Source organism: Legionella sp. D16C41 (genome assembly GCF_048541585.1).
Taxonomy (GTDB): Bacteria; Pseudomonadota; Gammaproteobacteria; order Legionellales; family Legionellaceae; genus Legionella_C.
In genome coordinates this window covers 33,014-54,993 of record NZ_CP183308.1, presented here as the reverse complement: position 1 = coordinate 54,993, position 21,980 = coordinate 33,014, and the positions used below count along the sequence as shown (strand labels likewise).

Here is a 21,980-nt window from a genome sequence, read left to right as displayed (position 1 = left end):
ATGAGCGTTCTAAAACGAATCTTTAATAATTATATGAATAGACATCATGGTGGAGGTAGTGGTAATAACCATGGTTCCCGAAGAGGGCATCACAGCAATAGACAGGATACCTCTTATTATTCTAATAACCAAGCAACAAAAAAATGTCCTTACTGTCAGGCTATTATAGGTAGTCAGTCGCAATTTTGCGGGCAATGTGGGAAAGACTCGACTAGTGCGGCATGTTGTCGTTGTGGCGCATTCATTACACCTGGTGCCAAGTTTTGTGGTCAATGCGGAGCTTCATTATGAGCTCTTTAACAAAAACAACCTTTTTTGTTGCAGGACTTGATTGTCCTTCAGAAGAAAAGCTCATCAGGAACCAATTACAGGATATTCCAGAGGTTGAATATTTGGATTTCAATTTTATTGCTGAAGAAGTAACTATTCATCATCGATTGACGATGATTAGTGAATTACAACAACGGATTGAGGCTTTAGGGATGGATGTACGCCCAAAGAGTGATTCATTGGGTAAGCAAGAAGATAAAGCAAAAACTATCGATTCCTCTTGGATAAAGCTCATTATTGCAGGCTTTTTTGCTTTATTTTCTGAGTTACTTACCTACTTCTTATCGAATGATTGGTTTATTTTAAGTGTGATTGCAGCGCTCATTGCAATTGGTCTAAGCGGGCTTAATTTATTTAAAAAAGGCTTCATTGCTTTACGCACGAAAGCAATGAATATTAATAGCTTAATGTTGATTGCCGTAACCGGCGCTTTTTTTATTGGTGCCTGGCCAGAAGCTGCCATGGTTACTGTATTATTTGCCTTAGCAGAGCGTATTGAACGTTATTCCCTGGATAAAGCGCGGCTTGCTATACGAAGTCTCATGCAAATTGCCCCTGAAAAAGCATTAGTGAAACAAGAAAATGGGGCATGGGAATTTCAAATGGTTGAACAAGTTAGAATAGGTTCTATTGTGAAAGTAAAACCTGGCGAACGTATTCCTTTAGATGGTGAAGTTATCTTGGGTCAAAGCACAGTGAACCAGGCGCCGGTTACGGGTGAGTCCATGCCAATAACCAAGCAAATAGGGGATGAAGTTTTTGCAGGCACGTTAAATGAGCACGGTAGTTTTGAAATTAAAGTTACTAAAATATCGGGCGATACATTGCTTGCCAAAATAGGTAAAGCAATTGAACAAGCACAATCAGAACGTGCGCCTACAGAGCGCTTTGTTGATCAATTTTCTAAATATTACACACCAATCATGGTATTGATTGCTGTCATTATAGCCTTTGTCCCACCCTTGGCACTAGGATATCCGTTTTATGATTGGATTTATAAGGCATTGACTTTATTAGTTATTGCTTGTCCTTGTGCGTTAGTTATTTCAACTCCGGTAACCATTGTCAGTGGCTTAGCTTCGGCAGCAAAAAAAGGGTTACTTATTAAGGGGGGTAATTATTTGGAAAACGGTTATAAACTAAAAATGATTGCCTTAGATAAAACAGGAACCTTAACAGAAGGTAAACCTAAAGTGACTAATTTTATCGCTTATGATTCAAGTTACGATGAAGAGCATCTACTATTACTAACCGCAAGTCTTGATAGTCACTCAGAACACCCTGTTGCGCATGCATTAATGAACTATTGGAAAGAGAAACAACCCAACTCTCATTTGTTAAATGTTGGCGAATTTACTGCATTTCCTGGGCTAGGCGTGAAAGGAATAATCAATCAGGAATTATATTATGTAGGTAATCATCAGTTAGCAGAAGATAATCAAGTGTGTAACGCTGAAGTAGAGAAACTGCTTAAGCAACTCGAGGAAGAAGGAAAAACAACCGTTATATTAAGCAATTCCACTAAAGTGCTAGCGATGTTTGCGGTAGCTGATACTCTAAGAGCTACAAGTAAAAATGCGATTGAGCAATTACATCGACAAGGTATTAAAACAACCATGTTAACTGGTGATAATGCAATTACAGCACAAGCTATTGCCAAATTAGTCGGCATTGATGAAGTCAAAGCTAATGTATTACCTATTGACAAAATGGATGCTATAGAGAGTTTATTACAGCAATATAAAACTGTAGGTATGGTAGGTGATGGTATTAATGATGCGCCAGCGCTTGCCAAAGCATCGATAAGTTTTGCCATGGGAAAAGGAACCGATACCGCTCTTGAAACAGCAGATGTAGCCCTTATGAATGACGACTTGGCACGGTTGCCTTTATATATTGATTTAAGTCATAAAACTATTCGTATTCTTCGTCAAAATATTGGCTTATCTATTGCAATTAAGGGAATATTTTTTGTTTTGGCACTAGGAGGTATAGCAACTTTATGGATGGCGGTTTTTGCCGATATGGGAGCCAGTCTAATTGTTGTAGCCAATGGTCTTCGCTTATTGCGTTATCCTTCTATCAGTAATGGGGGTTCCTAATGACAGTAAATTTTTGGATAACGAGCGGTCTTATTGGGTTATTAATTCTTATTTTCATTATTATTTTTTATCAAAGAAAAAAATCGCTACCATGGGCGGCTTTTTTAATTATTGTACTGATTTTTGCTATCTTTTTCTTACATGGCATATCAGCCGCCTTATAGTTAATAAAGTAACAGGAGTAGTTATGGATTATCTGCATTGGATTAACACCGATCCAAGTTATTTTTGCTCATGGATTCGATGTATTATTTTATTTTGTTTGAGTGTCTTGTTGTTTCGATTCACCAACCACCGCTTTAATATAAGCACACCTTTAGATTTTTTAATTATTGCTATTTCTGGAGGGATAATCAGCAGAGGTATTGCTGGTGCCAGCTCCCTAGGAATTACAGTTGAAGCCTTATTAACCCTAATTATTCTTCACCTTATTTTATCTAAGCTTTGCTTTTTCTTTACTAAACTAGGGTTTTTATTTAAAGGATGTTCCCATTATTTAATAAAAGATGGTGTATTAGATTATAAAAGTATGCGTCGCTTTAGCATTAGCGAAAATGATCTGTTGGCTCAATTACGTCAACAATTAAACACAGAGAATTATTCCTTAGTTGACTCTGCAATTTTGGAAAGAACAGGAAATATATCTTTTATTAAAAAAGAAGATAAATAAACCCGGATAAATATACGCGCTACCACAGCCTCCATAGTTACCTTACTAAATCCTTTTATAAGCCACATACATCATATTTAAATAACTGTTTAATATTAACGTGGTTTCATTTATTATGAGTAAATGATGTTTTTATTGAACTTGTTATTACGGTGGCATGAAAAAGTTCAAAAATACGATTACTTGTTTGGAATTAGCCGATTGTTTGGGCTGCATGACTATTCAGGGTGTTTACAAGGGGCTTAAGTCGCATAATATACCGACACTAAATAACCGTAGGAAAATTATACCCTCTGAAGGCATAAGAAAGCTTTTTGAAGAAAGAGGATTTAAATACCCTAGCGCCATTATTTCATTTCAGATTGTTAAAGGAGGGGTTGGAAAAACATCTCTTTCCTTCTGTTTAGCAGTTAGAGCAAGTCATTACGAGCTAGGATTCTAGCTATTGACTTTGACCCACAAGGTAATTTAACACGGCCTTTAATGTAGAGGCTCGGGACAAACCTGTATGACTAAACTTATTCAGAGATAAGGTGCCAGTTGAAAATTCTATTGTTGAGTTATCAGACAACCTTCACCTTATCCCTCTAATTTAAATAACTCTAGATTAGATACCGAGTTGACTCAATCATCTACTAACCTCAAAGACCTAGTAAGAGACACTATAAAGCCAATTCGCAATAACTATGATTTGGTTATTATCGATTGTCCTTCTGCTATTAACAAAATTAACACCGCTGTTACCTGTGCTTCTGACCCAGGGGCTTTTGACGGACAATTTTAAAGCATAATAATGTAGAATTGCTAATTTTAATGTTACATGGACTTTAAATGTCAGCAGTGATTGATTTGTTATCTACGATAGAAGATCCCTGTGTTGTAAATAAAATAATTTATCCCTTACCCACTCTTTTATTTATTTCAATTTGTGCAATTTTTTGTGGCGCTGAAAGTTGGGATGATATTGTTGTTTTTGCTGAATCACGCCGGTAATTGCTTTCAAGGTATGTGGATTTAACAAACAGGTCCCTGCTACAAGTACATTTCGACGCTTGTTTTCAACCATTAGATCATCGGTCTGGAGCACGCTTATCGAAGGTACATTAGGGTTAGTTATAAAAGAAATACGCGCCATAAAACTGGTCAGAGCCTGGAGTTTTTCTAATAAGCTGGTGTTGGCTGATGTAACAATTGACTACAAATCTAATGAAATAAAGGCAATACCATTATTGCTGGAAATGGAAGGATGTACTGTTTCTATTGATGCCATAGGATGTGTGCGACACGAGGTTGATATTCTGACTGTTAACCAGGGGTTCGCCTGAGTTAACCTGCTATTCCGATAGCAGTTCCCTACTTGACCATGCGACTCTGGCAACGGAGTGGTGTGAAGCGTCAAGGACAATGTAGCCACGGAAAACCGTAAGAAGCCTTGTGAAAGGCAACCAAAACTGCAAGCACTATGCGGTGAGGAGCTAGGGATAAGTTATATGGCTAATGTAAGTGAACTTTCATACAACAACCGTTATCGCGAATGAGCCAAAAGTGCTGACAGGCTTTAACCAAAATAGTGCTGCAGAGAAGTATGCAGGTTGCGTTCCTCCTGCATCTCGGATAATACCTCTGTCGGTTGAGAGAAAGAGCCTAAGTAAATTTGTCAGGATATCGGAACGTGGAAACCCTGTTGTCTCCCGAGTTTATCGGTAAGTTTATTGTGAGATAAACTGATAAGGCAGCAGGACAGGAGGATGAAAGAAGCAAATGCTACCTTGTAATGAGGTAGATACAGGTTTTTTTCCTGGCACGAAAGTGAGCAGACGTTCATCTGGTCTTTAATGGCAAGAGAATTTGAAGAATCGCAAGTATGAGGGAAAGCAAATGACAGGTAATTCAACTGGTGCGCCTTCAGCTAATCTGGAAAACTGGGACACCATCGAATGGTCAATAGTATCTAGAGAAGTAAAGCGACTGCAAATGCGTATTGCTAAGGCAACAAAAGAGAAGCGCTACGGCAAAGTTAAGGCATTGCAATGGATGCTCACTCACTCGTATCATGCAAAACTACTTGCAGTTAAGCGAGTCAGTGAAAGCCGTGGTGCCAAAACTCCGGGGGTTGACAACATCCTTTGGAAGGACTCGATTCAGAAAATTACAGCAGTCAAAACACTCAAACGACGAGGCTACAAACCACAGCCACTTCGACGAGTGATGATTCCCAAAAAGAACGGTAAACAACGACCATTAGGGATTCCAACGTTATACGATAGAGCCCAGCAAGCGCTATACTTATTAACCTTGGAGCCTGTAGCAGAAACTGTCGCAGATAAACACTCTTATGGTTTTCGGCCATATCGACGATGTATGGATGCAATTGAACAATGCTTCTGTGTATTAGCGAAGAAAAAATCGGCTCAGTGGGTTCTTGAGGGAGATATCAAAGCGTGCTTTGATAAAATTAATCATGAGTGGTTGAAGGAAAGTGTTCCTACGGATCAAATAACTTTAAGTAAATGGTTAAAAGCTGGATATGTCTACGAAAATCAATGGTGTGAAACAACTGCTGGAACCCCACAGGGCGGCGTTATCTCGCCAACGTTGGCTAATATGGTGCTTGATGGCATGGAATACTTAATTTATTCGATGACTAAGAAAGCCGATAAAGTTCACTTAGTGAGATATGCCGATGATTTTATTGTAACAGCGGATACAAAAGAGTTACTGGAACATAAAATCAAACCAGCTATTGTACGATTTCTTTCTGAAAGAAGCTTAGAACTCTCGGAGGAGAAAACGCGAATAACACACATTGATGAGGGTTTTGATTTTCTTGGGTTCAATATTAGGAAGTACAATAAAAAGTTACTGACTAAGCCAAGTAAAGAAAGTATAAAAAGCTTTCTAGCAAGTATTCAAGAAGTCATCAATGCCAACAAAACTAGCACGACACTAAAGCTCTTACTAGCTATCAATCCTAAAATACGAGGATAGGTAAACTACTACAGGCATGGGGTATCGCAAAAAAGTTTTGAATACGTAGACAATGCTATCTTCTGGATGCTGTGGCGATGGGCCAAGAGAAGACACCCGAACAAAGGTGCACGTTGGGTAAAAGACAAATATTTTGCCTGAGTTGGCACCCAAAAATGGGTGTTTTGCACCCTCTATAAGAAAAATAATGGAGATAAACAGATATATCCACTATATAGAGCTGGGTACACCCCCATTCGTCGACATATCAAAATCAGAGCAAAGGCTAATCCCTTTTTGCCTGACGATAAGGAATATTTTCAAAAACGCCGTATGAACTTACAGCAAATGAAGATTACCGAACAAAAACGATATGATGCGGAGAAGAAGTTGCTGGGTCAATTAATGGCTTCATAAAGGCTTGAGCCGTGTGCCGGGAAACTCGCATGCACGGTTCTTAGGAGAGTGGTGATTAGTAACAGTCACTACTTATCCGACCAGACAAGTATTCTAAAATCTATTCTGAGCAAAGGAGGGAATTTTGTAATTGGGTTAAAGAACAATCAGCCATTATTATTTAATGCGGTTGTTGATTACTCAAAAAAATATGGTGAGAAGCCAGTCAATTTAATTGAAGACCAATTTGACGATAGTCATGGCCGACTGGTAAGATATCGCTATTTTGCTTTTTCTTTGCCAGAGAAGGCATGGCTGGTCTAACTTCCAGGTATTAAAACCATTATTACTACAGAAACCATTTCATCAGAGAACAATAAACGGGAACTACTGCTCAATGGCGTTAGTATGTAAGCAATCATGAGGTTAGCAGTAAGTTGGCATCTTATGTTAGAAATCACTGGTCCATTGAAAATGAATACCATTGGGAACTTAATGTACATTTACACGATGCGGACAAAAAATATGATAAAATTGCTGCTACTAATTTTGCAAAAATCAAACGACTTTTATTATTTCTGGTAAAGTCAAAATTACCTGAAGGTAAAAAACGAAGTGTTCGATCTAGGTTAAAGCAGGTTAGCTGGAATTTGGATTATCTTTTGACCCTGCTATTGCTTTAAAATTGTTCATGAAAAGCCCCTGAGTAGCACAGGCCTTGGTTTCATACTTTAATTAAGAGCACCCTAATTAACCTCTACTTCATGTAGAGAAGTTCTTGGCGCTGCTTGGACGTGGTATAAAAAAATTTATTAATCAAGCACTTTATTATCAGTTGGCAGAAGACAATAAACTTTGGAGCTTAAGAGTAGAGAAATACCTGAAGCGGTTGGAAGAGGAAGGAAAAACCACGGTGATATTGAGCAATAGTAAAACCGTATTGGCTATTTTTGTCGTAGCCGATACCCTTCGTGCTCAAAGCCAAGAAGCGATTAAATCCTTGCACGGTCAAGGCATAAAAACAGTGATGTTAACAGGCGACAATGCTATTACGGCGCATGCTATTTCCAGGCTTATGGGTATTGATGAAGTGAAAGCCAATATTTTACCTGCTAAAAAAATGCAAGCTATCAATCGCTTGTTAGAACAATATAAAACAGATGGGATGTTTAGTGACGGGATTAATCTAAGGGGCATCCATTAGTTTTGCCCATGGGCAAAGGAACGTCCACAGCGTTAGAGACAGCGAATGTGGCGTTAATGAATGATAATTTAATGTTGCTGCCCTACTATATAGACTTAAGCCGTAAAACTGCACGCATTTTACGGCAAAATATTAGCTTATCCATTATCATTAAAATTATTTTCTTTAGTTTAGTACTTGGCGGTTTGGCTACACTTTGGATGGCTGTTTTTGCCGATATGGGGCAAGTTTAATTGTAGTTGCCAATGGTTTGCGCTTATTAAATTTATCTAATCTTATTAAGGTAATTACTTAATGAAAAAAACTATATTACCGATATGGATTATAGTATGGTGGATATAGCTACCCTTTGATGATAAGGAGTTATCAATGAGTCATCTAAGGTATAAAAAACTTTTCTTTTTAATGAGTTCATTATTATTAAGTTTAAATCTCATAGCTTGCAATCAGACTACTAAGCAAGAACCTAAGTCAGAGATTTATCCAGGTGATTTTGGCGGCGATGGTGGGCATGTACATCAAAATAAATAACGAATAAGGCGAGCCTTGAAAAGAATTAAAATTTGTATTAGCTATGTTAGATTGAATTTAGCAATTCTATCTAGGTGTCTATCCAAGGATTGAAGTAAATAAATTTAATTAATTTTTTTAGTAGGTAATAGCCTTGAAGCAGGCACGTTATCAAGAGGACTCTAAATTAAGATAAGCTTTTTGAAAAAAAATTACTCTAGCTCATCTTGGGTATTTTGTCTTTTAAATAGATAAATCAAATATAAAATACAGAGCCTAAATAATGGATAAAGATGACAAAAAATGGGACAGGATTGCTTTTTTATTTGAAGGTGGCGGTGCTTTAGGGGCATTTCAAGTCGGTGTTTATGAAGCGCTATGGAGGGCTGGCTATTTAGTTAACTGGGTAAGTGGAATTTCTATTGGGGCTATTAATGCTGCTATTGTAGCAGGCAATAAGCCAGAGAAGCGCCTGCCAAAATTAAAAGAATTTTGGCAAAGAATTGTCACACCTAGTTATTTAAATTGGTGGCCTTTATTGTTTAATCCAATGAATCTGAGTGAATTAAATGATGTTTGGCAAGCTCAAGTCGCTCTGCTTTGGGGGCAGCCAGGGTTTTTTTCTCCAAGGCCAATTAACCCTCATTTTTTATCTCAAGAGACACCAGACAACGTGAGCTTTTATGATACTTCGTTGTTGAAAGAGACGCTTAAGGAGTTAATTGATTTCGATATTCTTAATAATGGCGAGATGCGTCTAACATTATCGGCGGTTCAATTAAGCACCGGTCAACAAGTGCAATTTGATTCAGCAAAGCAGTATATTGAAATCGAACATATCATGGCTAGTGGTGCCTTACCTCCAGGTTTTCCAGCAGTAAAGATTGACAATGAGTATTACTGGGATGGTGCTTTAGTGAATAACAGCTCGCTTGAAATAATATTAAATGATTTGCCCAGTGTAAATACCCTTTGTTTTATGATGCAGCTTTTTGACCCTGATGGAGCCTTGCCGAATTCGCTAGATAAGGTACTGTTAAAACAGAAAGAAATTATTTATAACAGCAATTATCAGCATAGTTTAAATAATTTTTGCGAAAATCAGGATTTACGCTATACACTCAAAGAAATTTATAATCTTTTACCAGCTTATCATAAAAAGAAGCCTCAGTATAAAAATGTCCCTTTAATGGGAAGTACAACAAAAATGACGCTAGTAAAGTTTCACCGCCATGCGCAGAAGAGCGATCGTTCATCTAAGGACTATAATTTTACTGAAGCGGCTGTTAAAAAAAATATAGATATAGGTTATAAGCAAGCCTCTCATGCTCTTAAAGAATCAGTGTGGAGGCAACCCATCCCAAACAATGTTAGTGTGGTTTTATATGATATGTTTGCTCACAAAACTGAGCAAAAAATAGTTATGCATGGTAAAGAAATACATAAATCGCTTTAAATAAAAAGAGTAATCTATTAGCCTTGTTAGGAGAAATAATGAATAAAGCTGCTCATCAAGATTTAAAGGAGTCTTCAAAGGAGCGCTCACTTTGGTTGGCTCTTTTATTAACAGGCGGGTTTTTAATTGCTGAAGTGGTTGGCGGAATTATCACAGGAAGCCTTGCCTTATTATCGGATGCAGCGCATATGCTAACAGATGTAACGGCCCTTGTAATTGCATTGATTGCTATACGAGTAAGCCGACGTCCAGCAGATGCTCGTCGTACCTTTGGTTATTATCGCTTTGAAATTTTAGCAGCTGCATTTAATGCGGGCTTGCTTTTTTTAGTAGCACTCTATATTTTATTTGAGGCTTATCAGCGGTTAAAGCAACCGCCAGAGATTTCTTCTCTAGGCATGTTAATTATAGCCTCCATTGGCTTAATCGTTAATTTAATTTCAATGTATCTTTTATCTCGGACTAAGGATGAAAGCCTAAATCTTAAAAGTGCGTATCTTGAAGTATGGAGTGATATGTTAGGCTCTTTAGGCGTTATTATAGCGGCACTTTTCATCCGATTTTTCGGATGGGGTTGGATAGACTCTGCTATTGCTGTTTTAATTGGCTTATGGGTTTTGCCTCGCACTTGGCTGCTCTTAAAAGAGACGATTAATATTCTGTTAGAAGGCGTACCAGCAGGTATTGATTTAGAAAAAATTAAAAATAAAATGGCACAAGTAGAAGAGGTAGTAGAAGTACATGACTTACATATTTGGGCTATTACAAGTAATAAAATTAGCCTCACAGCACATCTTGTCATCGATACAAAGGCTAGCGGAGAGTTAGTAAGAGTCAACGTTCAGAAAATGTTGCTAACGCAATTTAATATTCAACATACAACATTACAAACTGAATATAAAAAAAGCCCTGATAAAGATAACTTTTGTAGCCTGGCTACTAACCTAGCTGATAAGGAAAAATTCTAAAATTATTAATATGCATTCACTAATAATTAAGCTAATAAATAAAAAGGTAAGTTGAAAAATCTATGCTTCATTTAGTAAGGTGTCACTTATTTTTACAAGCACGTCTTAGTTTAAGTGTGCCTTTTCTTTTGTTAACTGGAGTGAATTACAAAAAATGTTAAGTAGTTTATCAGTTGCCTCCCGCTAATTAAGGACTTTTTATCATGCTATTACCTAATACCTTAAAGAGCATGGTATTGACCATGCTCGCTTTCAATGCAGCGGTTGCTAAGACAAACGCCTTGTCTACTCAAGCAACCACGCCCTCTCAACTGCTTATTAAAAAATATCAAGTCCAAGTCAATGGGAAGCGTGTGGATTTGTTTCGTATTGAGCAACCGGATGGTACGTGGGGTTATCGAGGTATGAAAGGTGAGATGTTTGACGTAACGGTTAAAAATCAAACCGATAAACCAACTGTGCTTCATTGGCATGGGTTAATCGTGCCTAATAATCAAGATGGGGTGCCTTATGTCACACAGCCGCCCATTCCTGCCGGGGGAGGATATCATTATCGCTTTAAGCTTAAGCAATCAGGCACTTATTGGATGCATTCGCATCATGATTTACAAGTGCAGCAATTTTTATCCGCACCGTTGATTATTGAAGACCCCAATGATGTGCCTTCTAACAAAGAAGTCACCGTGTTTATTGGGGACTTTAGTTTTAAAAAGCCAGAGGTTATTTTTGCTGAGTTAAAAAAAGGAAACATGCCTGGTATGCAACATGGTAATGGGATGTCTGGCATGCCGATGAAAAAACAAACAGCGACTGATTTAAATGATGTGGCATATGATGCGTTTTTAACTAATTACCGGACGTTAAAAAATCCTGAAGTCATCCAAGTTAAGCCAGGCGATAAGGTACGTTTGCGCTTTATCGCAGGCGCTGCCATGACTAATTTTTTTATAAACACGGGCTTTCTATCAGGGGAAGCGATTGCGATTGACGGTGAAGCGATAAAGCCTGTGAAAGGCAACCAGTTTCAGTTGGCCGTCGGACAACGTCTTGATGTCATGGTTACCATTCCAGTGGGCGTTAATGCTTATCCCATTCTTGCACAAGGTGAAGGGACCAAGTTGCAAACAGGACTTATTTTAGCAACGCCAAATGCTAAAATTCCATTACTTAATGAACGGGCCGTGTCAACAGCAGGAGCGCTTAACTATGACCAAGAATTTCAATTTAAAGCGGCAACGCCTTTACCAAAAAAAGCCCCTGGCCAAACGTTAATGGTTAATTTAGAAGGCGACATGATGCGCTATGTTTGGACAATTAATAATCAGGTGTGGCCTAAGATTAATCCATTAAAGGTGAGTGATAATCAACGGGTGGAAATGGTGTTTAACAACAAGACGATGATGGCTCATCCGATGCATCTGCATGGTCACGTGTTTGAAGTCACTGAAATTGATGGTAAAAAAATTGATGGCGGATTGCTCCATGACACCGTTTTAGTACGACCTAACTCCACAGTTAAAGTACAATTTGATACCGATAATCCAGGCAATTGGATGTTGCATTGTCATATGCTCTATCATCAGGAAAGTGGCATGATGACAATTATGAGTTATTCAGGCGTTAAGGTACCTGCTTTAACCATGCAACACTCGACACATTAAAGATATAAATAGATTTAAATAAAAGGAGAGTCAATTAACATGAGAAAAATCACCTATGGTACTTTACCTGTTGTATGGCTGGCACTGACAAGTTGCAGTAATAATGCAGCGCTATTGCCTGAAGCACACCTTGTCACTGTTGCTCAATCGCGTACAGCAATTAAACAGTGTAAAAATTTAGGCAAAATAATGGCTTCTGATGTGAATGGGGTTAGTCAAGCCTATCAGTCGCATGAGCATTTATATCAAGATGAAGTGAATATGCTAAAAAATAAGACTGCGCAATTAGGGGGTAATACGTTGGTTATTACCAATGATAAAGCAACGTATACGGGCAACCCCAAAACACATTTAGTAGACACCCATACCTTAGAGGGTATTGCTTATCAGTGCAGACGATAAAGATAGAAAGAATTTTATTGCCGCTTCATCGCTCACTTTTTTTGATGTGCATGTTAAAGGCCATTGTCATACATTCAAGGGCCTTTAATTTTTAAATTAAGAAACCATCTTTTCACATTCTTCTGCACATTGATAGCACGCTTTTGCACAGCGCTTGCAATGTTCCATGTGCTTATGCTTGCTGCATTCATCGCCACAGGCTCGACATATTTGAGCGCATAATTGGCAAACTTCTTTTGCAAACTGAGAGCCGCGCGCCATCATTTGAGCGGCAAGGGCACAAATGGCAGCACAGTCGCGGTCAAGCGCGATGCATTGAGCCATCTCTTTGGCGTTATCTTCTTTACTACAAGCCGCGGCACAATGTTCGCATTCTACGGCACACATCTGACATGCTTTAATGCATAATTCATATTGGTGGTGTGTCATGTTAGCTTCCTTAGTTTAATGGTTAGTGTGACATGTGATTATCGGTAGATTGCCCAGACTGTCCGCTTGATTGGTCACTGCCATACCATTGCGCACGCCATGCTTTTAACTGCTGAATTTCTTTTTCTTGCGTATCAATAATTTTTTGTGCCATCTCTTTAATTTCAGGGTGAGTTGCATTATTTAGCGCATCTTTTGCCATCATAAGGGCGGCTTCATGATGCGGAATCATTAAGTCAATAAAGCGCTTGTCATATTGGCTGTCTTTTTTACCTAACGTCTCCATCATCATTTTATCCATCATGGATTGACATGTTGATATTGAGTCTGACATGCAAGGGCCATTATCCTCAGCCCAAGAGGCTATAGGCAGTAGAAATGAAATCGCCAGTGTGCTTGCGATGAGTGTTTTCTTAAACATAAACGCTCCTTGTTAACTATTAAAATCTCTTTAACCATAGACCTTTTTAAAGAAAGAGCAAAGGTTAGTGAGGTGTTTTTATGCCCCTTAAATGACGTTTTATTTTAAAAAAAGACCATCCTTTTATCGGTCGCACTGGCAAAAGACCGCCAAGCCCTTATACTGAATAATAAAAGGATTGCTTGGTGATAAAATGAATACTCTTTTTATTCCTATAACAATGATTATTTTAGGTATTTTATTTCTTTTAAAAGGAGGGCATTTAATCCAAAGATTGCTTCAGCATACCCAAGCCTACCAAAATTATTGGGTTGCCTACTTAAGTCTTATTGGGCTTTTCATTTTAGGCTACAGTGGCTGTATTATCTATGGCGTTTATATTGACCCCCATTGCCTTAATTATTTTTATGCAACTATTTTTTTACTGGGTGGTTTTTATATTTATTTATCCTCTCAATTAATGACAAAGACAATTAAAAAATAGAAAGCATGGATGATTTAACGTCCCGATTTGAAGCGCTTGAGCATCGTGTTAAGCATGATGGGCTAACAGGTTGTAACACGCGCGACCATCTTTTTGATGTGCTTAATACTCGATTTCAAGCAATGAAAAAGAGTAATAAAGTACTCGTGATTTTATTTATTGATATGGATAATTTTAAATTAGTTAATGATTGCTACGGCCATGATGCCGGGGATGTGGTATTAAAAAATTTTGGGCAATTGTTAAAACAGCTGTTACGCAAAGACGATATTGTAGTACGCTATGGTGGGGATGAATTTATCATATTGATGGAGAACGTATCCATTGATAAAGCGTGTGACATTGCAAAAGACATTATTCACCTTACTCAGCAAGGTCTCTCTAAAGAACTAATCACTATAAGTTGTTCAATAGGTATTTCTCAATTAAACCCCGATTCTTCTTCCATCACGGACGTTATTAGAGAAGCTGATGTTGCCTGTTATGCTGCCAAACAAAAAGCCACGAATGGCTCAATTTGTGTCTATGATAGCAATAAGCAAGCGTAACGCGTTGCCTTGTCATCTAAAATTTCTCTTTAAATTCTCACTAAAAAGCGTTAAATTAATTTAATAAAAGCAGGTAAATTTTTGGTTTTTAAAAATTAGTTGCTACATTGAAATTGCAAACTTTATGAGAAAAGGAATGACAGACAAAATACGTGGTAAGGTAAAGTGGTTTAATGAAGACAAAGGATTTGGCTTTATTGAAAGTAGCGGTAAAGATTACTTTGTCCATTTTAGCGCAATTCAAACGAGTGGATTTAAAAAATTAACCGAAGGGGAGCGCGTTAGCTTTACAGTCGGCCAAGGGAAAAAAGGCGTACAAGCAGAAGAGGTTGAAGTCATATAAATAGGCTTTGAATAGCCTTTAAGTCAACGCTTAGAGTGATTAATGCTTATGCGATGCAATTGCAACAGTGTTAAATATTAGGTCCTCTCTTAGAAGTTGTTGTTACTATCTTAATTGCTAAAGCGAACTATAGGTCAGCAACTTAGACCCAACTTAACAGTGTAATTTTTGTGTATAAAACATACAAAAGAAGTTGGCAAATTTCATGCTGTTTTAATGCATGTTAATAGATTACAAGTGTTTGGATTATCGTGCGCTTGGTAAAGTAGACACTTTTTTTACATGCAGAGTATACCCAATCTCAAAGTGCAAAAGATATCGGTTTTCATTGCAGCCTCCTTACTAATCTCGTGTTTAATAGTGGTATCGACACTGCACAATATAAAGCGCCTCATCAGTTGTTTTATAGACAATTCGATGTTCTCTATCAATTCGGCGTGACCAATACCCAGACCAATGATGTTTTAATGGTTCCGGGTCACCTATTCCATCAAATGGATGTCGTTGAATATCTTTTATAAGTGCGTTAATCCGCTTGATCATTTTTTTGTCCGTTGATTGCCAATAAAGATAATCTTCCCATGCATTTTCAGCCCATGATAAAATCATTCTTCAATCATTCCATGCTTTTTTGTTTTTCCAGATTCGACTGCAGCTATTGCTTGACTCAGTCGTTCTGCATTTTTTGGACTTGCCATCAGATAAGCCGTTTCCTCGTAAGATTTAAAATCTTCCAAAGACATAATGACGGCTGGTTTTCCATTTTGTCTGGTAACTAGGATAGAAACATGATCTTCATTTACTTTATCTAAAGTGCTTGCTAAATTATTTCTTAAAGCAGAGTAGCTTAATACATCCATAATGGTTTCTCAATAAATTAGTGTTTGTACCTATAATTGTACATGTGCTTATTATTGTACGCAAGTTCTCCATAAAGTTTTTATAAGTCTATTTGATATCAAGAGTTGAACATTTTTCAAAAAATCTATTTTAAATCTGAATTTGCTTATCATGAAAGAATAAATAGGTATTCAATACGGGTTCTATTTTGCACATCTATATTCATCATGGAAGTGTGAATTTAAATGAAAGTACAAAGTGCTTCGTCCGTTATTATCTTAAAAAAAGTCGCTTTACACCTATTACAGACGTTGATTTATTGATTATTATAAGCAATTAAATAACAGGCTAAGAAAAATTTTAAGATATTCAAAAACGGTCTATGAATAAAAAAACCTATAAAATTAAAACCACCGCGTTTAGGGCTTGTGCTCTAATAAAAGATAGATGTTAGGATTTTTCCTTCATTCTAAAATAACCACCTTTGACATCAAATTCTAACAAAAAAATGCTATTAGCCTATAAAAATTAAATAATTGGTATGCAGTAATTGGTGGTGATTTAAATAATCTAAGCATTGATATTTAACAAAGGCTTGCTCCGTAAACGGCAAGTCTGACAAGGTTAATAGCTGCTCATCTTTGTAGATATCTAACACCTTAATATAAGCTTTTTCTTCTTCTCGGGTATTAAAGAGTTGCGCTTTATCATAAAGAAAGGTCACTTTAAGCGCCGAACTACCATGCTCAAAGCAATAATGATAACAGCCAAACATGATTATCCTTAATCAGTATTGTATGTTAGTGAATCAGTTAATATAGCAGAAAAAATATCGCCAGGCTCAACTATTTCACTACAAAGGGTGCTATCAGTTTTGGTGGGATTGTAGGGCCGATATTATTAATGTTTGGCTTACAGCAAACGAGTGTGGCAACAATCTCGTTGAGCAGTCATCACGGCCTTATTAGCATGGCTTGCCATGGGATGGTAAAGAGCCACATACCCTTCACCATTATCATAAAACGATAAGGTATTCTCATCCCCATTATCCAGACGTTCATCATAGGCATGGGTACAACTAAGCCTTATAAATATCTCACTGCTGAATAAACGAGATAATTTAATATTCTACTAGTCGGTCGATTACCTAATGAGGCGAGCCGCGCAAAGAAACTGGATGGTCGATTAGAGTCGTTTAGTGGTAATTAGACACGTCTAATATTTAGCAACGCATGATTAAATATCGCTTTTTGTAAAATACGAGAACAAATTAAGGGTTGCTTTGCCTTTGTTCGATTGTTTGTAATTCTGCCCATTTACTTTGGGTAGTAGCGAATTAGATAATAAACGTATACTACTTTTCTACAAAAAATTACATGACCATACACAGTAAACAAAAAAGGGCCTTGTCCGAAATGCCCTCAGGCATTTGGGCACTTGGCTTTGTTAGCCTGTTATCTGATATCGCTTCAGAAATGATTCATAGTCTTCTACCTATCTTCATGGTTTCAGTGCTGGGCGCAAGTGCGCTTACAGTGGGGTTGATGGAGGGTATTGCTGAGTCCACTGCTTTAATGGTTAGGGTATTTTCAGGAGCAATGAGTGATTATTTGCATAAGCGGAAGATGTTAGCGGTACTAGGCTATGGCATAGGCGCTATTAGCAAACCAATGTTTGCCATAGCATCAACTGTTGGCCTAGTATTTGTTGCTAGGATTTTTGATAGAATAGGTAAAGGCATACGAGGTGCACCACGTGATGCGCTGGTTGCTGATATCGCACCATCCACCATGCTGGGAGCCGCTTTTGGACTACGTCAATCCCTTGATACAGTGGGTGCCTTCATCGGGCCTCTTTTGGCCCTAGTATTGATGATATTTTTGGGCAATTCTTTTCGGGCAGTATTTTGGGTGGCAGTCATTCCAGGAATACTCTCTGTTGTGGTGTTATGGTTGGCAGTACAGGAGCCTAAGCAATCCACAAAAACTAAAAAAATTAATCCTATTCATTGGCGAGAACTGCAAAGATTAAGTATGAGATATTGGTGGGTCGTTGTCATTGGTGGGATTTTCACGTTAGCTCGGTTTAGTGAAGCATTCTTGTTGTTACGTGCTCAGCAGATGGGTTTGGCAATAACTTGGATGCCTCTCATCCTTATCGCGATGAATCTAATCTATTCAATCAGCGCCTACCCCTTTGGAAAATTAGCTGACATGATAAGCCATAACAAATTACTGATAATTGGCCTCGTAATCTTAATCGTTGCTGATTTAATGTTGGCTTTCGGCAACTCTTTAACCTGGGTTTTTATCGGTGTGTGTTTGTGGGGTTTGCATATGGGCGCAACGCAAGGATTATTAGCAACCATGGTAGCTGATACCGCCCCGACTGATTTACGTGGGACGGCTTTTGGTTTTTTTAGTTTACTAAATGGTATAGCCATGCTAATTGCGAGTGGGATAGCTGGACTATTATGGGACCAGCTAGGGTCTGCTTTTACATTTAAGACGGGTGCGCTATTTTGCCTACTCGCCTTACTTGGTATAGCAATAATGCCATTGATGAAATTTTCAAGCAAATAGATTAAGTTGTAGGAACAATAAACATGAGCCCACCGATTTAAGATAAATAATACTTATGTCAGCTAATCTAAGTAACATTAAGCGCTTAAAAAATTTAGCACATTAACTTTTTGCAATCTTATTTCTAATACACATTCAAAACCTTACCTAGACAAAAACTCCTAAAACTTCCATTTAGAATTTAAAGTAATTAACCGCTGAGCTTAACTAGATTATTTCTTTCAAAAGTCATTTACGGAGTCACTTTACCTCGTTCTTTAGCTATTATTCTATCAAGTTGTACATCTAATGTATCTAAAATTTTACGCAATATACTCGCCGTTAAGTGCTGCATCGGACAAAATGAAGAGCAATTTTTTATTGCATGACTTTTGACATAGTGATATTAATGCGTTTTGCTTGACTTAAGTAAATGCCCATACCCCGCCTTAAAACTCTTCATCATCAATCCCCGGTCAATTGTTGCATATATTGGAAGAGGGTTGCTATCCATGATGTATAATTATGTTTCATCTGCCTTAGAAAGAGCTTTAATGAACTTCCCCGTGGCAAGCCACGGGGTATCAGAAGAGGCGCAACTGCTCCGTAGCCTTTTCCTTTCCTTGATTTTTTACATATTTTTCGACCGCCTTCACCTACAGTCGAAACATAATATCCGTCAGACCAAAATTCACCGCCCCATAATTCTTTCCTTAACAATTGAACCTATTTTTGAAGCAGATTTCCATGATTGTTCTTATGGCTATAGACCTAAAAGAAATGCTAGACAAGCCAGTCAAGCACTACGCAGCGATTTATATTGCCAAGCCTGGGGCGTTGTTGAAATTGATTTTAAATCTTATTTTACCAGTATTCCTCATGATAAGTTGTTAGAACTTATCAGCCTGCGAATTACGGATAGTAGTCTGTTAACGTTGATTAAACAAACGCTTAAAGTAGGTGAGATGAGAAAGGGTAGTATCACGCCTACGGAGATCGGAGTACCGCAAGGCTCTCCTCTATCACCACTGTATAGTAATATTTACCTCAATGTCATTGATCAAAAATGGCATAAAATGGACTATCCTCAGAAGTTTGGTGCTACATTACATCGCTACTGTGATGATATTGTCTTAGTCTGTCGCAAAGATGCTTTAAAGGCTTGGAATGCATTTAAGGAAGAAGCATTACAGCTAAAGCTGTCTATCAATAGTGAGAAGACTCATATCACAAAGCTAACAAAAGGGTTTGATTTTATTGGCTATACCTTTGTGAAGCGTAAAAGCCCAAAAGTTAAGAAAAATATTATTTATATTTTTCCAACAAAGCGATCACAACAGGCGATTCGCCACAAAATAAAGCGAATCACGTCGCGAAGAGCGCCAATTAAACCAGAACAATTTGTGAAGCTTATCAATGAACGAGTATTGGGATGGGTAAATTATTACACTCACACCAATGCTAGCTTATCATTTAGGCGACTTCAGCATTTCATTAACAATCGCTTTCGAAGGTATTTAACCCAGCGAAGTAAAGGCCGAGGGTTTGGGTGGAAGCAATACCCATCTGATAAACTATATTCACGGTAGTGCTCCAAAAGAATTGATTGACCATTAAATATCCAATCCGAACTCGTAGCGATTAATAAATAAGCCAATAACCATATCGTGCATTTTTTCGAGCTTAGAAAAACAACTAGTTTTTCTTGCTAATCGCTTTACTCTAGTACGAAACGTGAGATGTTTTCGTTCAATTTGTTGTGTATTGGCTTTACTAATTGTGTGCTGTGAGCTTGGTAATTTTCTTTCATAAGCGCCCCAGTCATCGGTATAAAAATGTTTAATCCCAAAAGGTATTAATAACGCTTTTAGTTGACTAAAAATCTTGTCTTTTCGCCCGCCAAAAACATAGGCAAGCACTTGTCCGCTTGCATGATTAATAGCATGCCATAACCAACGTTGATTGCTTTTCTTTTTAACAAAACTCCACATCTCATCGAGCTCGACTTCATCGGCTGGGAGAAGGTCTACATTGAGATTGGCACAGTCTAATTGCTTTAACAAAGTAGCGTTTATGTTTTGCAGGGATGACTCTTTTTTTTAAGTTCAGATAACACCGTTGTGATGCTAATATCCAGCACTCGTGAGGTATCGCGTATACCACTGCCATTTAAGGCCATTTCAACAATTTTTTCTTTCACCTCTGGCAGGCATCCTTTATTGACATATGCAAGAATAAATGTATTTTTTGTGCATGCTTCATTCTTGCATTGATACCTTTGCTTTCCCTGACGATTTAATCCAAATTTAACCACCATTTTTGTTCTGCATAATGGAAAAACAACTGCTATTAATGCCATTGCTTTTCTATCTTTCAATCAAAACACAATATTAACACATCAATTCTTTTAGATCATTACCAGAAAATTACCCCGTTCACAGCATACGATTACCAAGGCCAATACACAACAAATTGAACGCAAGCACCTCACATTTCGTACTAAAATAAAGCGATTAGCGAGAAAAATTAGTTGCTTTTCTAAGCTCGAAAAAATGCACGATATTGTTATTGGATTATTCATTAATCGCTACGAGTTCGGATTGGATATTTAATGGTCAATCAATTCTTTTGGAGCATCACCGCCTCATCATAAGTACTACCGGCGGAATAGCATCCAGGGATGTCAGGAACCATCACATCAAAATCACTGTGCTCATCTTGATGTATTATTATAGGATATATCATATTATATCCTCTTTAATTCCCACTTGTTTATAAATACTGGCTACCGTTTTTATGGGCAAATCCTAAATGGCCATGTTTTTTATTTAAATAAATCCGAATGAGTTCCTGTTCTTTCAAAAATAATGAATTCATTTTCAAGTTTATAGATAAGTAGCCAATCAGGTTCGACATGGCATTCACGACGATTAACATAATTCCCTGTAAGGCTATGATCTCGATACTTAATAGGCAGTTTTTCTTGTTTAAGTAGCATGGTCATGACTTCCCGCAATTTAGTTGTTTTCTTACCTCGTTTAATTGCCAACTTAACGTCTTTTTCGAATTGCTTCGTTGTTATCGGTTTTAACAAAGTCTAAATTCCCAAATTATTAAACATCTCATTAGGATTATCATACCGATTTAAGTTCTTTTCTTTATCTGTGCTATTGAACGTTTTAAGAGTTACTTCGTTTGGTATTCTTATATCGAAAGGAATACCTTTCCGTAACTTTATTTGACAAAGATATAACTCAATAGCCTCTGACATAGTTAAACCAAGACTATTTAAAACGCCCTCAACCTCATACTTTAAAGAGGGCTCAATACGTGCCCTTACAGTTTCAGTCTTCATTATTACACCATCAATTAGCATTGAATATATTGTAGCTCAAAAAGGCTACAATAGCAATACCAAGTATGAAAAACGACTACCTTGTCAATGATTTTTTACCCACTTTTAACTAGGGTAGAACCTATAAATTAATTTTTATTAAATAGACTTCTTTCCAAACCCTACTGCATCGGCGAATTGCGTCGTCGATACGGTGCTCGAATCCTCATGTACTAACGTGTACACTGCGGTTCTGCGCTCCTTGTCTCCTCGTTCTTCACTCGTTGCAGCGGGTTTGGAAAGAAGTCTAATATTTAAATTTTGTATAAATAAGGATAATCCCTCTTAAATTAA

At 37.6% G+C, this 21,980-nt stretch carries 26 protein-coding genes and 4 pseudogenes; 20 read left to right on the top strand and 10 right to left on the bottom strand.

Going from position 1 to position 21,980, the window contains the following annotated elements; translation table 11 throughout:
• The 14 genes and pseudogenes from ACNVED_RS16990 to ACNVED_RS16925 all read left to right on the top strand — a co-directional run bounded on the left by ACNVED_RS16990 (position 1) and on the right by ACNVED_RS16925 (position 12,666).
• Positions 1-291, top strand: coding sequence for a zinc ribbon domain-containing protein (locus ACNVED_RS16990; RefSeq protein WP_419421596.1), 291 nt, complete (start codon positions 1-3; stop codon positions 289-291).
• Positions 288-2,432: a heavy metal translocating P-type ATPase gene (locus ACNVED_RS16985; protein ID WP_419421595.1), complete on the top strand. Its 2,145-nt coding sequence runs from the start codon at positions 288-290 to the stop codon at positions 2,430-2,432. The genes ACNVED_RS16990 and ACNVED_RS16985 overlap by 4 nt, the downstream gene beginning before the upstream one ends.
• Positions 2,433-2,619: 187 nt before the next feature.
• Positions 2,620-3,102 (top strand): YetF domain-containing protein, encoded by a 483-nt coding sequence (locus ACNVED_RS16980; protein WP_419421594.1) that lies wholly within the window; start codon positions 2,620-2,622, stop codon positions 3,100-3,102.
• A 562-nt stretch (positions 3,103-3,664) separates the two neighbouring features.
• Positions 3,665-3,886: a ParA family protein gene (locus ACNVED_RS16975; RefSeq protein ID WP_419421655.1), complete on the top strand. Its 222-nt coding sequence runs from the start codon at positions 3,665-3,667 to the stop codon at positions 3,884-3,886.
• 47 nt (positions 3,887-3,933) lie between these two features.
• Complete coding sequence (locus ACNVED_RS16970) at positions 3,934-4,095, top strand: transposase family protein (protein ID WP_419421593.1); 162 nt, start codon at positions 3,934-3,936, stop codon at positions 4,093-4,095.
• 885 nt (positions 4,096-4,980) lie between these two features.
• A complete protein-coding gene (gene ltrA, locus ACNVED_RS16965) occupies positions 4,981-6,090 on the top strand; it encodes a group II intron reverse transcriptase/maturase (protein ID WP_419421592.1) in 1,110 nt (369 codons plus the stop codon).
• A gap of 12 nt (positions 6,091-6,102) precedes the next feature.
• A pseudogene (locus ACNVED_RS16960) lies at positions 6,103-6,231 on the top strand (group II intron maturase-specific domain-containing protein); the annotation flags it as partial.
• Between the two features lie 306 nt (positions 6,232-6,537).
• Positions 6,538-6,789, top strand: a complete 252-nt coding sequence (locus ACNVED_RS16955; protein ID WP_419421591.1) for a hypothetical protein — start codon at positions 6,538-6,540, stop codon at positions 6,787-6,789.
• Positions 6,790-7,222: 433 nt separating this feature from the next.
• A pseudogene (locus ACNVED_RS16950) lies at positions 7,223-7,964 on the top strand (HAD-IC family P-type ATPase); the annotation flags it as partial.
• Positions 7,965-8,038: 74 nt separating this feature from the next.
• Entirely contained in the window at positions 8,039-8,200 is a 162-nt protein-coding gene (locus ACNVED_RS16945; RefSeq protein WP_419421590.1) for a hypothetical protein, read from the top strand.
• Positions 8,201-8,462: 262 nt separating this feature from the next.
• Positions 8,463-9,635, top strand: coding sequence for a patatin-like phospholipase family protein (locus ACNVED_RS16940; RefSeq protein WP_419421589.1), 1,173 nt, complete (start codon positions 8,463-8,465; stop codon positions 9,633-9,635).
• 38 nt (positions 9,636-9,673) lie between these two features.
• On the top strand, positions 9,674-10,603 hold the full coding sequence (locus ACNVED_RS16935; protein WP_419421588.1) for a cation diffusion facilitator family transporter: 930 nt from the start codon (positions 9,674-9,676) through the stop codon (positions 10,601-10,603).
• Positions 10,604-10,806: 203 nt separating this feature from the next.
• Entirely contained in the window at positions 10,807-12,264 is a 1,458-nt protein-coding gene (locus ACNVED_RS16930) for a multicopper oxidase family protein (protein WP_419421587.1), read from the top strand.
• Positions 12,265-12,303: 39 nt separating this feature from the next.
• Positions 12,304-12,666 carry a DUF4156 domain-containing protein gene (locus tag ACNVED_RS16925; RefSeq protein ID WP_419421586.1) on the top strand — a complete coding sequence of 121 codons (363 nt, stop codon included), beginning with the start codon at positions 12,304-12,306 and terminating at the stop codon, positions 12,664-12,666.
• Between the two features lie 96 nt (positions 12,667-12,762).
• Here the strand turns inward: ACNVED_RS16925 and ACNVED_RS16920 are convergent, their stop codons facing one another.
• Both ACNVED_RS16920 and ACNVED_RS16915 read right to left on the bottom strand, forming a co-directional pair.
• Complete coding sequence (locus ACNVED_RS16920; RefSeq protein WP_419421585.1) at positions 12,763-13,095, bottom strand: four-helix bundle copper-binding protein; 333 nt, start codon at positions 13,093-13,095, stop codon at positions 12,763-12,765.
• A 22-nt stretch (positions 13,096-13,117) separates the two neighbouring features.
• The gene (locus ACNVED_RS16915) at positions 13,118-13,429 is read right to left on the bottom strand and encodes a DUF305 domain-containing protein (protein WP_419421584.1); all 312 of its coding nucleotides are present in this window, start codon (positions 13,427-13,429) and stop codon (positions 13,118-13,120) included.
• 280 nt (positions 13,430-13,709) lie between these two features.
• On the opposite strand from ACNVED_RS16915, the gene ACNVED_RS16910 reads away from it, so the two are divergent.
• The 3 genes from ACNVED_RS16910 (at position 13,710) to ACNVED_RS16900 (ending at position 14,891) form a co-directional block, all read left to right on the top strand.
• On the top strand, positions 13,710-14,000 hold the full coding sequence (locus tag ACNVED_RS16910; RefSeq protein ID WP_419421583.1) for a hypothetical protein: 291 nt from the start codon (positions 13,710-13,712) through the stop codon (positions 13,998-14,000).
• Positions 14,001-14,005: 5 nt separating this feature from the next.
• Positions 14,006-14,548 carry a GGDEF domain-containing protein gene (locus tag ACNVED_RS16905; RefSeq protein WP_419421582.1) on the top strand — a complete coding sequence of 181 codons (543 nt, stop codon included), beginning with the start codon at positions 14,006-14,008 and terminating at the stop codon, positions 14,546-14,548.
• 136 nt (positions 14,549-14,684) lie between these two features.
• A complete protein-coding gene (locus ACNVED_RS16900; protein ID WP_419421651.1) occupies positions 14,685-14,891 on the top strand; it encodes a cold-shock protein in 207 nt (68 codons plus the stop codon).
• A 354-nt stretch (positions 14,892-15,245) separates the two neighbouring features.
• On the opposite strand, the gene ACNVED_RS16895 is transcribed toward ACNVED_RS16900, so the two are convergent.
• The 3 genes from ACNVED_RS16895 to ACNVED_RS16885 all read right to left on the bottom strand — a co-directional run bounded on the left by ACNVED_RS16895 (position 15,246) and on the right by ACNVED_RS16885 (position 16,506).
• On the bottom strand, positions 15,246-15,500 hold the full coding sequence (locus ACNVED_RS16895; protein ID WP_419421650.1) for a Txe/YoeB family addiction module toxin: 255 nt from the start codon (positions 15,498-15,500) through the stop codon (positions 15,246-15,248).
• Positions 15,497-15,751 (bottom strand): type II toxin-antitoxin system Phd/YefM family antitoxin, encoded by a 255-nt coding sequence (locus ACNVED_RS16890; protein ID WP_419421649.1) that lies wholly within the window; start codon positions 15,749-15,751, stop codon positions 15,497-15,499. The genes ACNVED_RS16895 and ACNVED_RS16890 overlap by 4 nt, the downstream gene beginning before the upstream one ends.
• 494 nt (positions 15,752-16,245) lie before the next feature.
• Positions 16,246-16,506, bottom strand: coding sequence for a hypothetical protein (locus ACNVED_RS16885; protein WP_419421648.1), 261 nt, complete (start codon positions 16,504-16,506; stop codon positions 16,246-16,248).
• A 640-nt stretch (positions 16,507-17,146) separates the two neighbouring features.
• On the opposite strand from ACNVED_RS16885, the gene ACNVED_RS16880 reads away from it, so the two are divergent.
• Entirely contained in the window at positions 17,147-18,313 is a 1,167-nt protein-coding gene (locus tag ACNVED_RS16880; RefSeq protein ID WP_419421647.1) for an MFS transporter, read from the top strand.
• A 563-nt stretch (positions 18,314-18,876) separates the two neighbouring features.
• Here ACNVED_RS16880 and ACNVED_RS16875 read toward each other — a convergent pair.
• Positions 18,877-19,009, bottom strand: a pseudogene (locus tag ACNVED_RS16875) (transposase); the annotation flags it as partial.
• Between ACNVED_RS16875 and ACNVED_RS16870 the strand changes: the two are divergent.
• A complete protein-coding gene (locus tag ACNVED_RS16870; RefSeq protein WP_419421654.1) occupies positions 18,967-19,881 on the top strand; it encodes a reverse transcriptase domain-containing protein in 915 nt (304 codons plus the stop codon). The pseudogene ACNVED_RS16875 and the gene ACNVED_RS16870 sit on opposite strands and share 43 nt — an antisense overlap.
• 24 nt (positions 19,882-19,905) lie before the next feature.
• Here the strand turns inward: ACNVED_RS16870 and ACNVED_RS16865 are convergent.
• Positions 19,906-20,651 (bottom strand): IS1 family transposase gene (locus tag ACNVED_RS16865; protein WP_419421646.1). Its coding sequence is split into 2 segments (ribosomal slippage): positions 19,906-20,393 and positions 20,393-20,651, totalling 747 coding nucleotides; the frame shifts between segments, so codons are not numbered across the junction.
• A gap of 61 nt (positions 20,652-20,712) precedes the next feature.
• Here ACNVED_RS16865 and ACNVED_RS16860 point away from each other — a divergent pair.
• Positions 20,713-20,904 (top strand): annotated as a pseudogene (locus tag ACNVED_RS16860) (IS1 family transposase); the annotation flags it as partial.
• 7 nt (positions 20,905-20,911) lie between these two features.
• On the opposite strand, the gene ACNVED_RS16855 reads toward ACNVED_RS16860, so the two are convergent.
• The 3 genes from ACNVED_RS16855 to ACNVED_RS16845 form a co-directional block, all read right to left on the bottom strand.
• Positions 20,912-21,037, bottom strand: a complete 126-nt coding sequence (locus tag ACNVED_RS16855; RefSeq protein ID WP_419421645.1) for a type II toxin-antitoxin system HicB family antitoxin — start codon at positions 21,035-21,037, stop codon at positions 20,912-20,914.
• 79 nt (positions 21,038-21,116) lie between these two features.
• On the bottom strand, positions 21,117-21,386 hold the full coding sequence (locus ACNVED_RS16850) for a type II toxin-antitoxin system YafQ family toxin (RefSeq protein WP_419421644.1): 270 nt from the start codon (positions 21,384-21,386) through the stop codon (positions 21,117-21,119).
• Between the two features lie 3 nt (positions 21,387-21,389).
• The gene (locus tag ACNVED_RS16845; protein ID WP_419421643.1) at positions 21,390-21,647 is read right to left on the bottom strand and encodes a type II toxin-antitoxin system RelB/DinJ family antitoxin; all 258 of its coding nucleotides are present in this window, start codon (positions 21,645-21,647) and stop codon (positions 21,390-21,392) included.
• Positions 21,648-21,980: the final 333 nt, after the last annotated feature.

Coding starts and splice junctions, on each gene's coding strand:
- ACNVED_RS16945 (WP_419421590.1), top strand. CDS start 8,039: ATGAGTCATCTAAGGTATAAAAAACTTTTCTTTTTAATGAGTTCATTA.
- ltrA (WP_419421592.1), top strand. CDS start 4,981: ATGACAGGTAATTCAACTGGTGCGCCTTCAGCTAATCTGGAAAACTGG.
- ACNVED_RS16910 (WP_419421583.1), top strand. CDS start 13,710: ATGAATACTCTTTTTATTCCTATAACAATGATTATTTTAGGTATTTTA.
- ACNVED_RS16920 (WP_419421585.1), bottom strand. CDS start 13,095: ATGACACACCACCAATATGAATTATGCATTAAAGCATGTCAGATGTGT.
- ACNVED_RS16845 (WP_419421643.1), bottom strand. CDS start 21,647: ATGAAGACTGAAACTGTAAGGGCACGTATTGAGCCCTCTTTAAAGTAT.
- ACNVED_RS16930 (WP_419421587.1), top strand. CDS start 10,807: ATGCTATTACCTAATACCTTAAAGAGCATGGTATTGACCATGCTCGCT.
- ACNVED_RS16900 (WP_419421651.1), top strand. CDS start 14,685: ATGACAGACAAAATACGTGGTAAGGTAAAGTGGTTTAATGAAGACAAA.
- ACNVED_RS16980 (WP_419421594.1), top strand. CDS start 2,620: ATGGATTATCTGCATTGGATTAACACCGATCCAAGTTATTTTTGCTCA.
- ACNVED_RS16985 (WP_419421595.1), top strand. CDS start 288: ATGAGCTCTTTAACAAAAACAACCTTTTTTGTTGCAGGACTTGATTGT.
- ACNVED_RS16970 (WP_419421593.1), top strand. CDS start 3,934: ATGTCAGCAGTGATTGATTTGTTATCTACGATAGAAGATCCCTGTGTT.
- ACNVED_RS16890 (WP_419421649.1), bottom strand. CDS start 15,751: ATGGATGTATTAAGCTACTCTGCTTTAAGAAATAATTTAGCAAGCACT.
- ACNVED_RS16855 (WP_419421645.1), bottom strand. CDS start 21,037: ATGATATATCCTATAATAATACATCAAGATGAGCACAGTGATTTTGAT.
- ACNVED_RS16925 (WP_419421586.1), top strand. CDS start 12,304: ATGAGAAAAATCACCTATGGTACTTTACCTGTTGTATGGCTGGCACTG.
- ACNVED_RS16895 (WP_419421650.1), bottom strand. CDS start 15,500: ATGATTTTATCATGGGCTGAAAATGCATGGGAAGATTATCTTTATTGG.
- ACNVED_RS16990 (WP_419421596.1), top strand. CDS start 1: ATGAGCGTTCTAAAACGAATCTTTAATAATTATATGAATAGACATCAT.
- ACNVED_RS16940 (WP_419421589.1), top strand. CDS start 8,463: ATGGATAAAGATGACAAAAAATGGGACAGGATTGCTTTTTTATTTGAA.
- ACNVED_RS16905 (WP_419421582.1), top strand. CDS start 14,006: ATGGATGATTTAACGTCCCGATTTGAAGCGCTTGAGCATCGTGTTAAG.
- ACNVED_RS16885 (WP_419421648.1), bottom strand. CDS start 16,506: ATGTTTGGCTGTTATCATTATTGCTTTGAGCATGGTAGTTCGGCGCTT.
- ACNVED_RS16915 (WP_419421584.1), bottom strand. CDS start 13,429: ATGTCAGACTCAATATCAACATGTCAATCCATGATGGATAAAATGATG.
- ACNVED_RS16880 (WP_419421647.1), top strand. CDS start 17,147: ATGCCCTCAGGCATTTGGGCACTTGGCTTTGTTAGCCTGTTATCTGAT.
- ACNVED_RS16935 (WP_419421588.1), top strand. CDS start 9,674: ATGAATAAAGCTGCTCATCAAGATTTAAAGGAGTCTTCAAAGGAGCGC.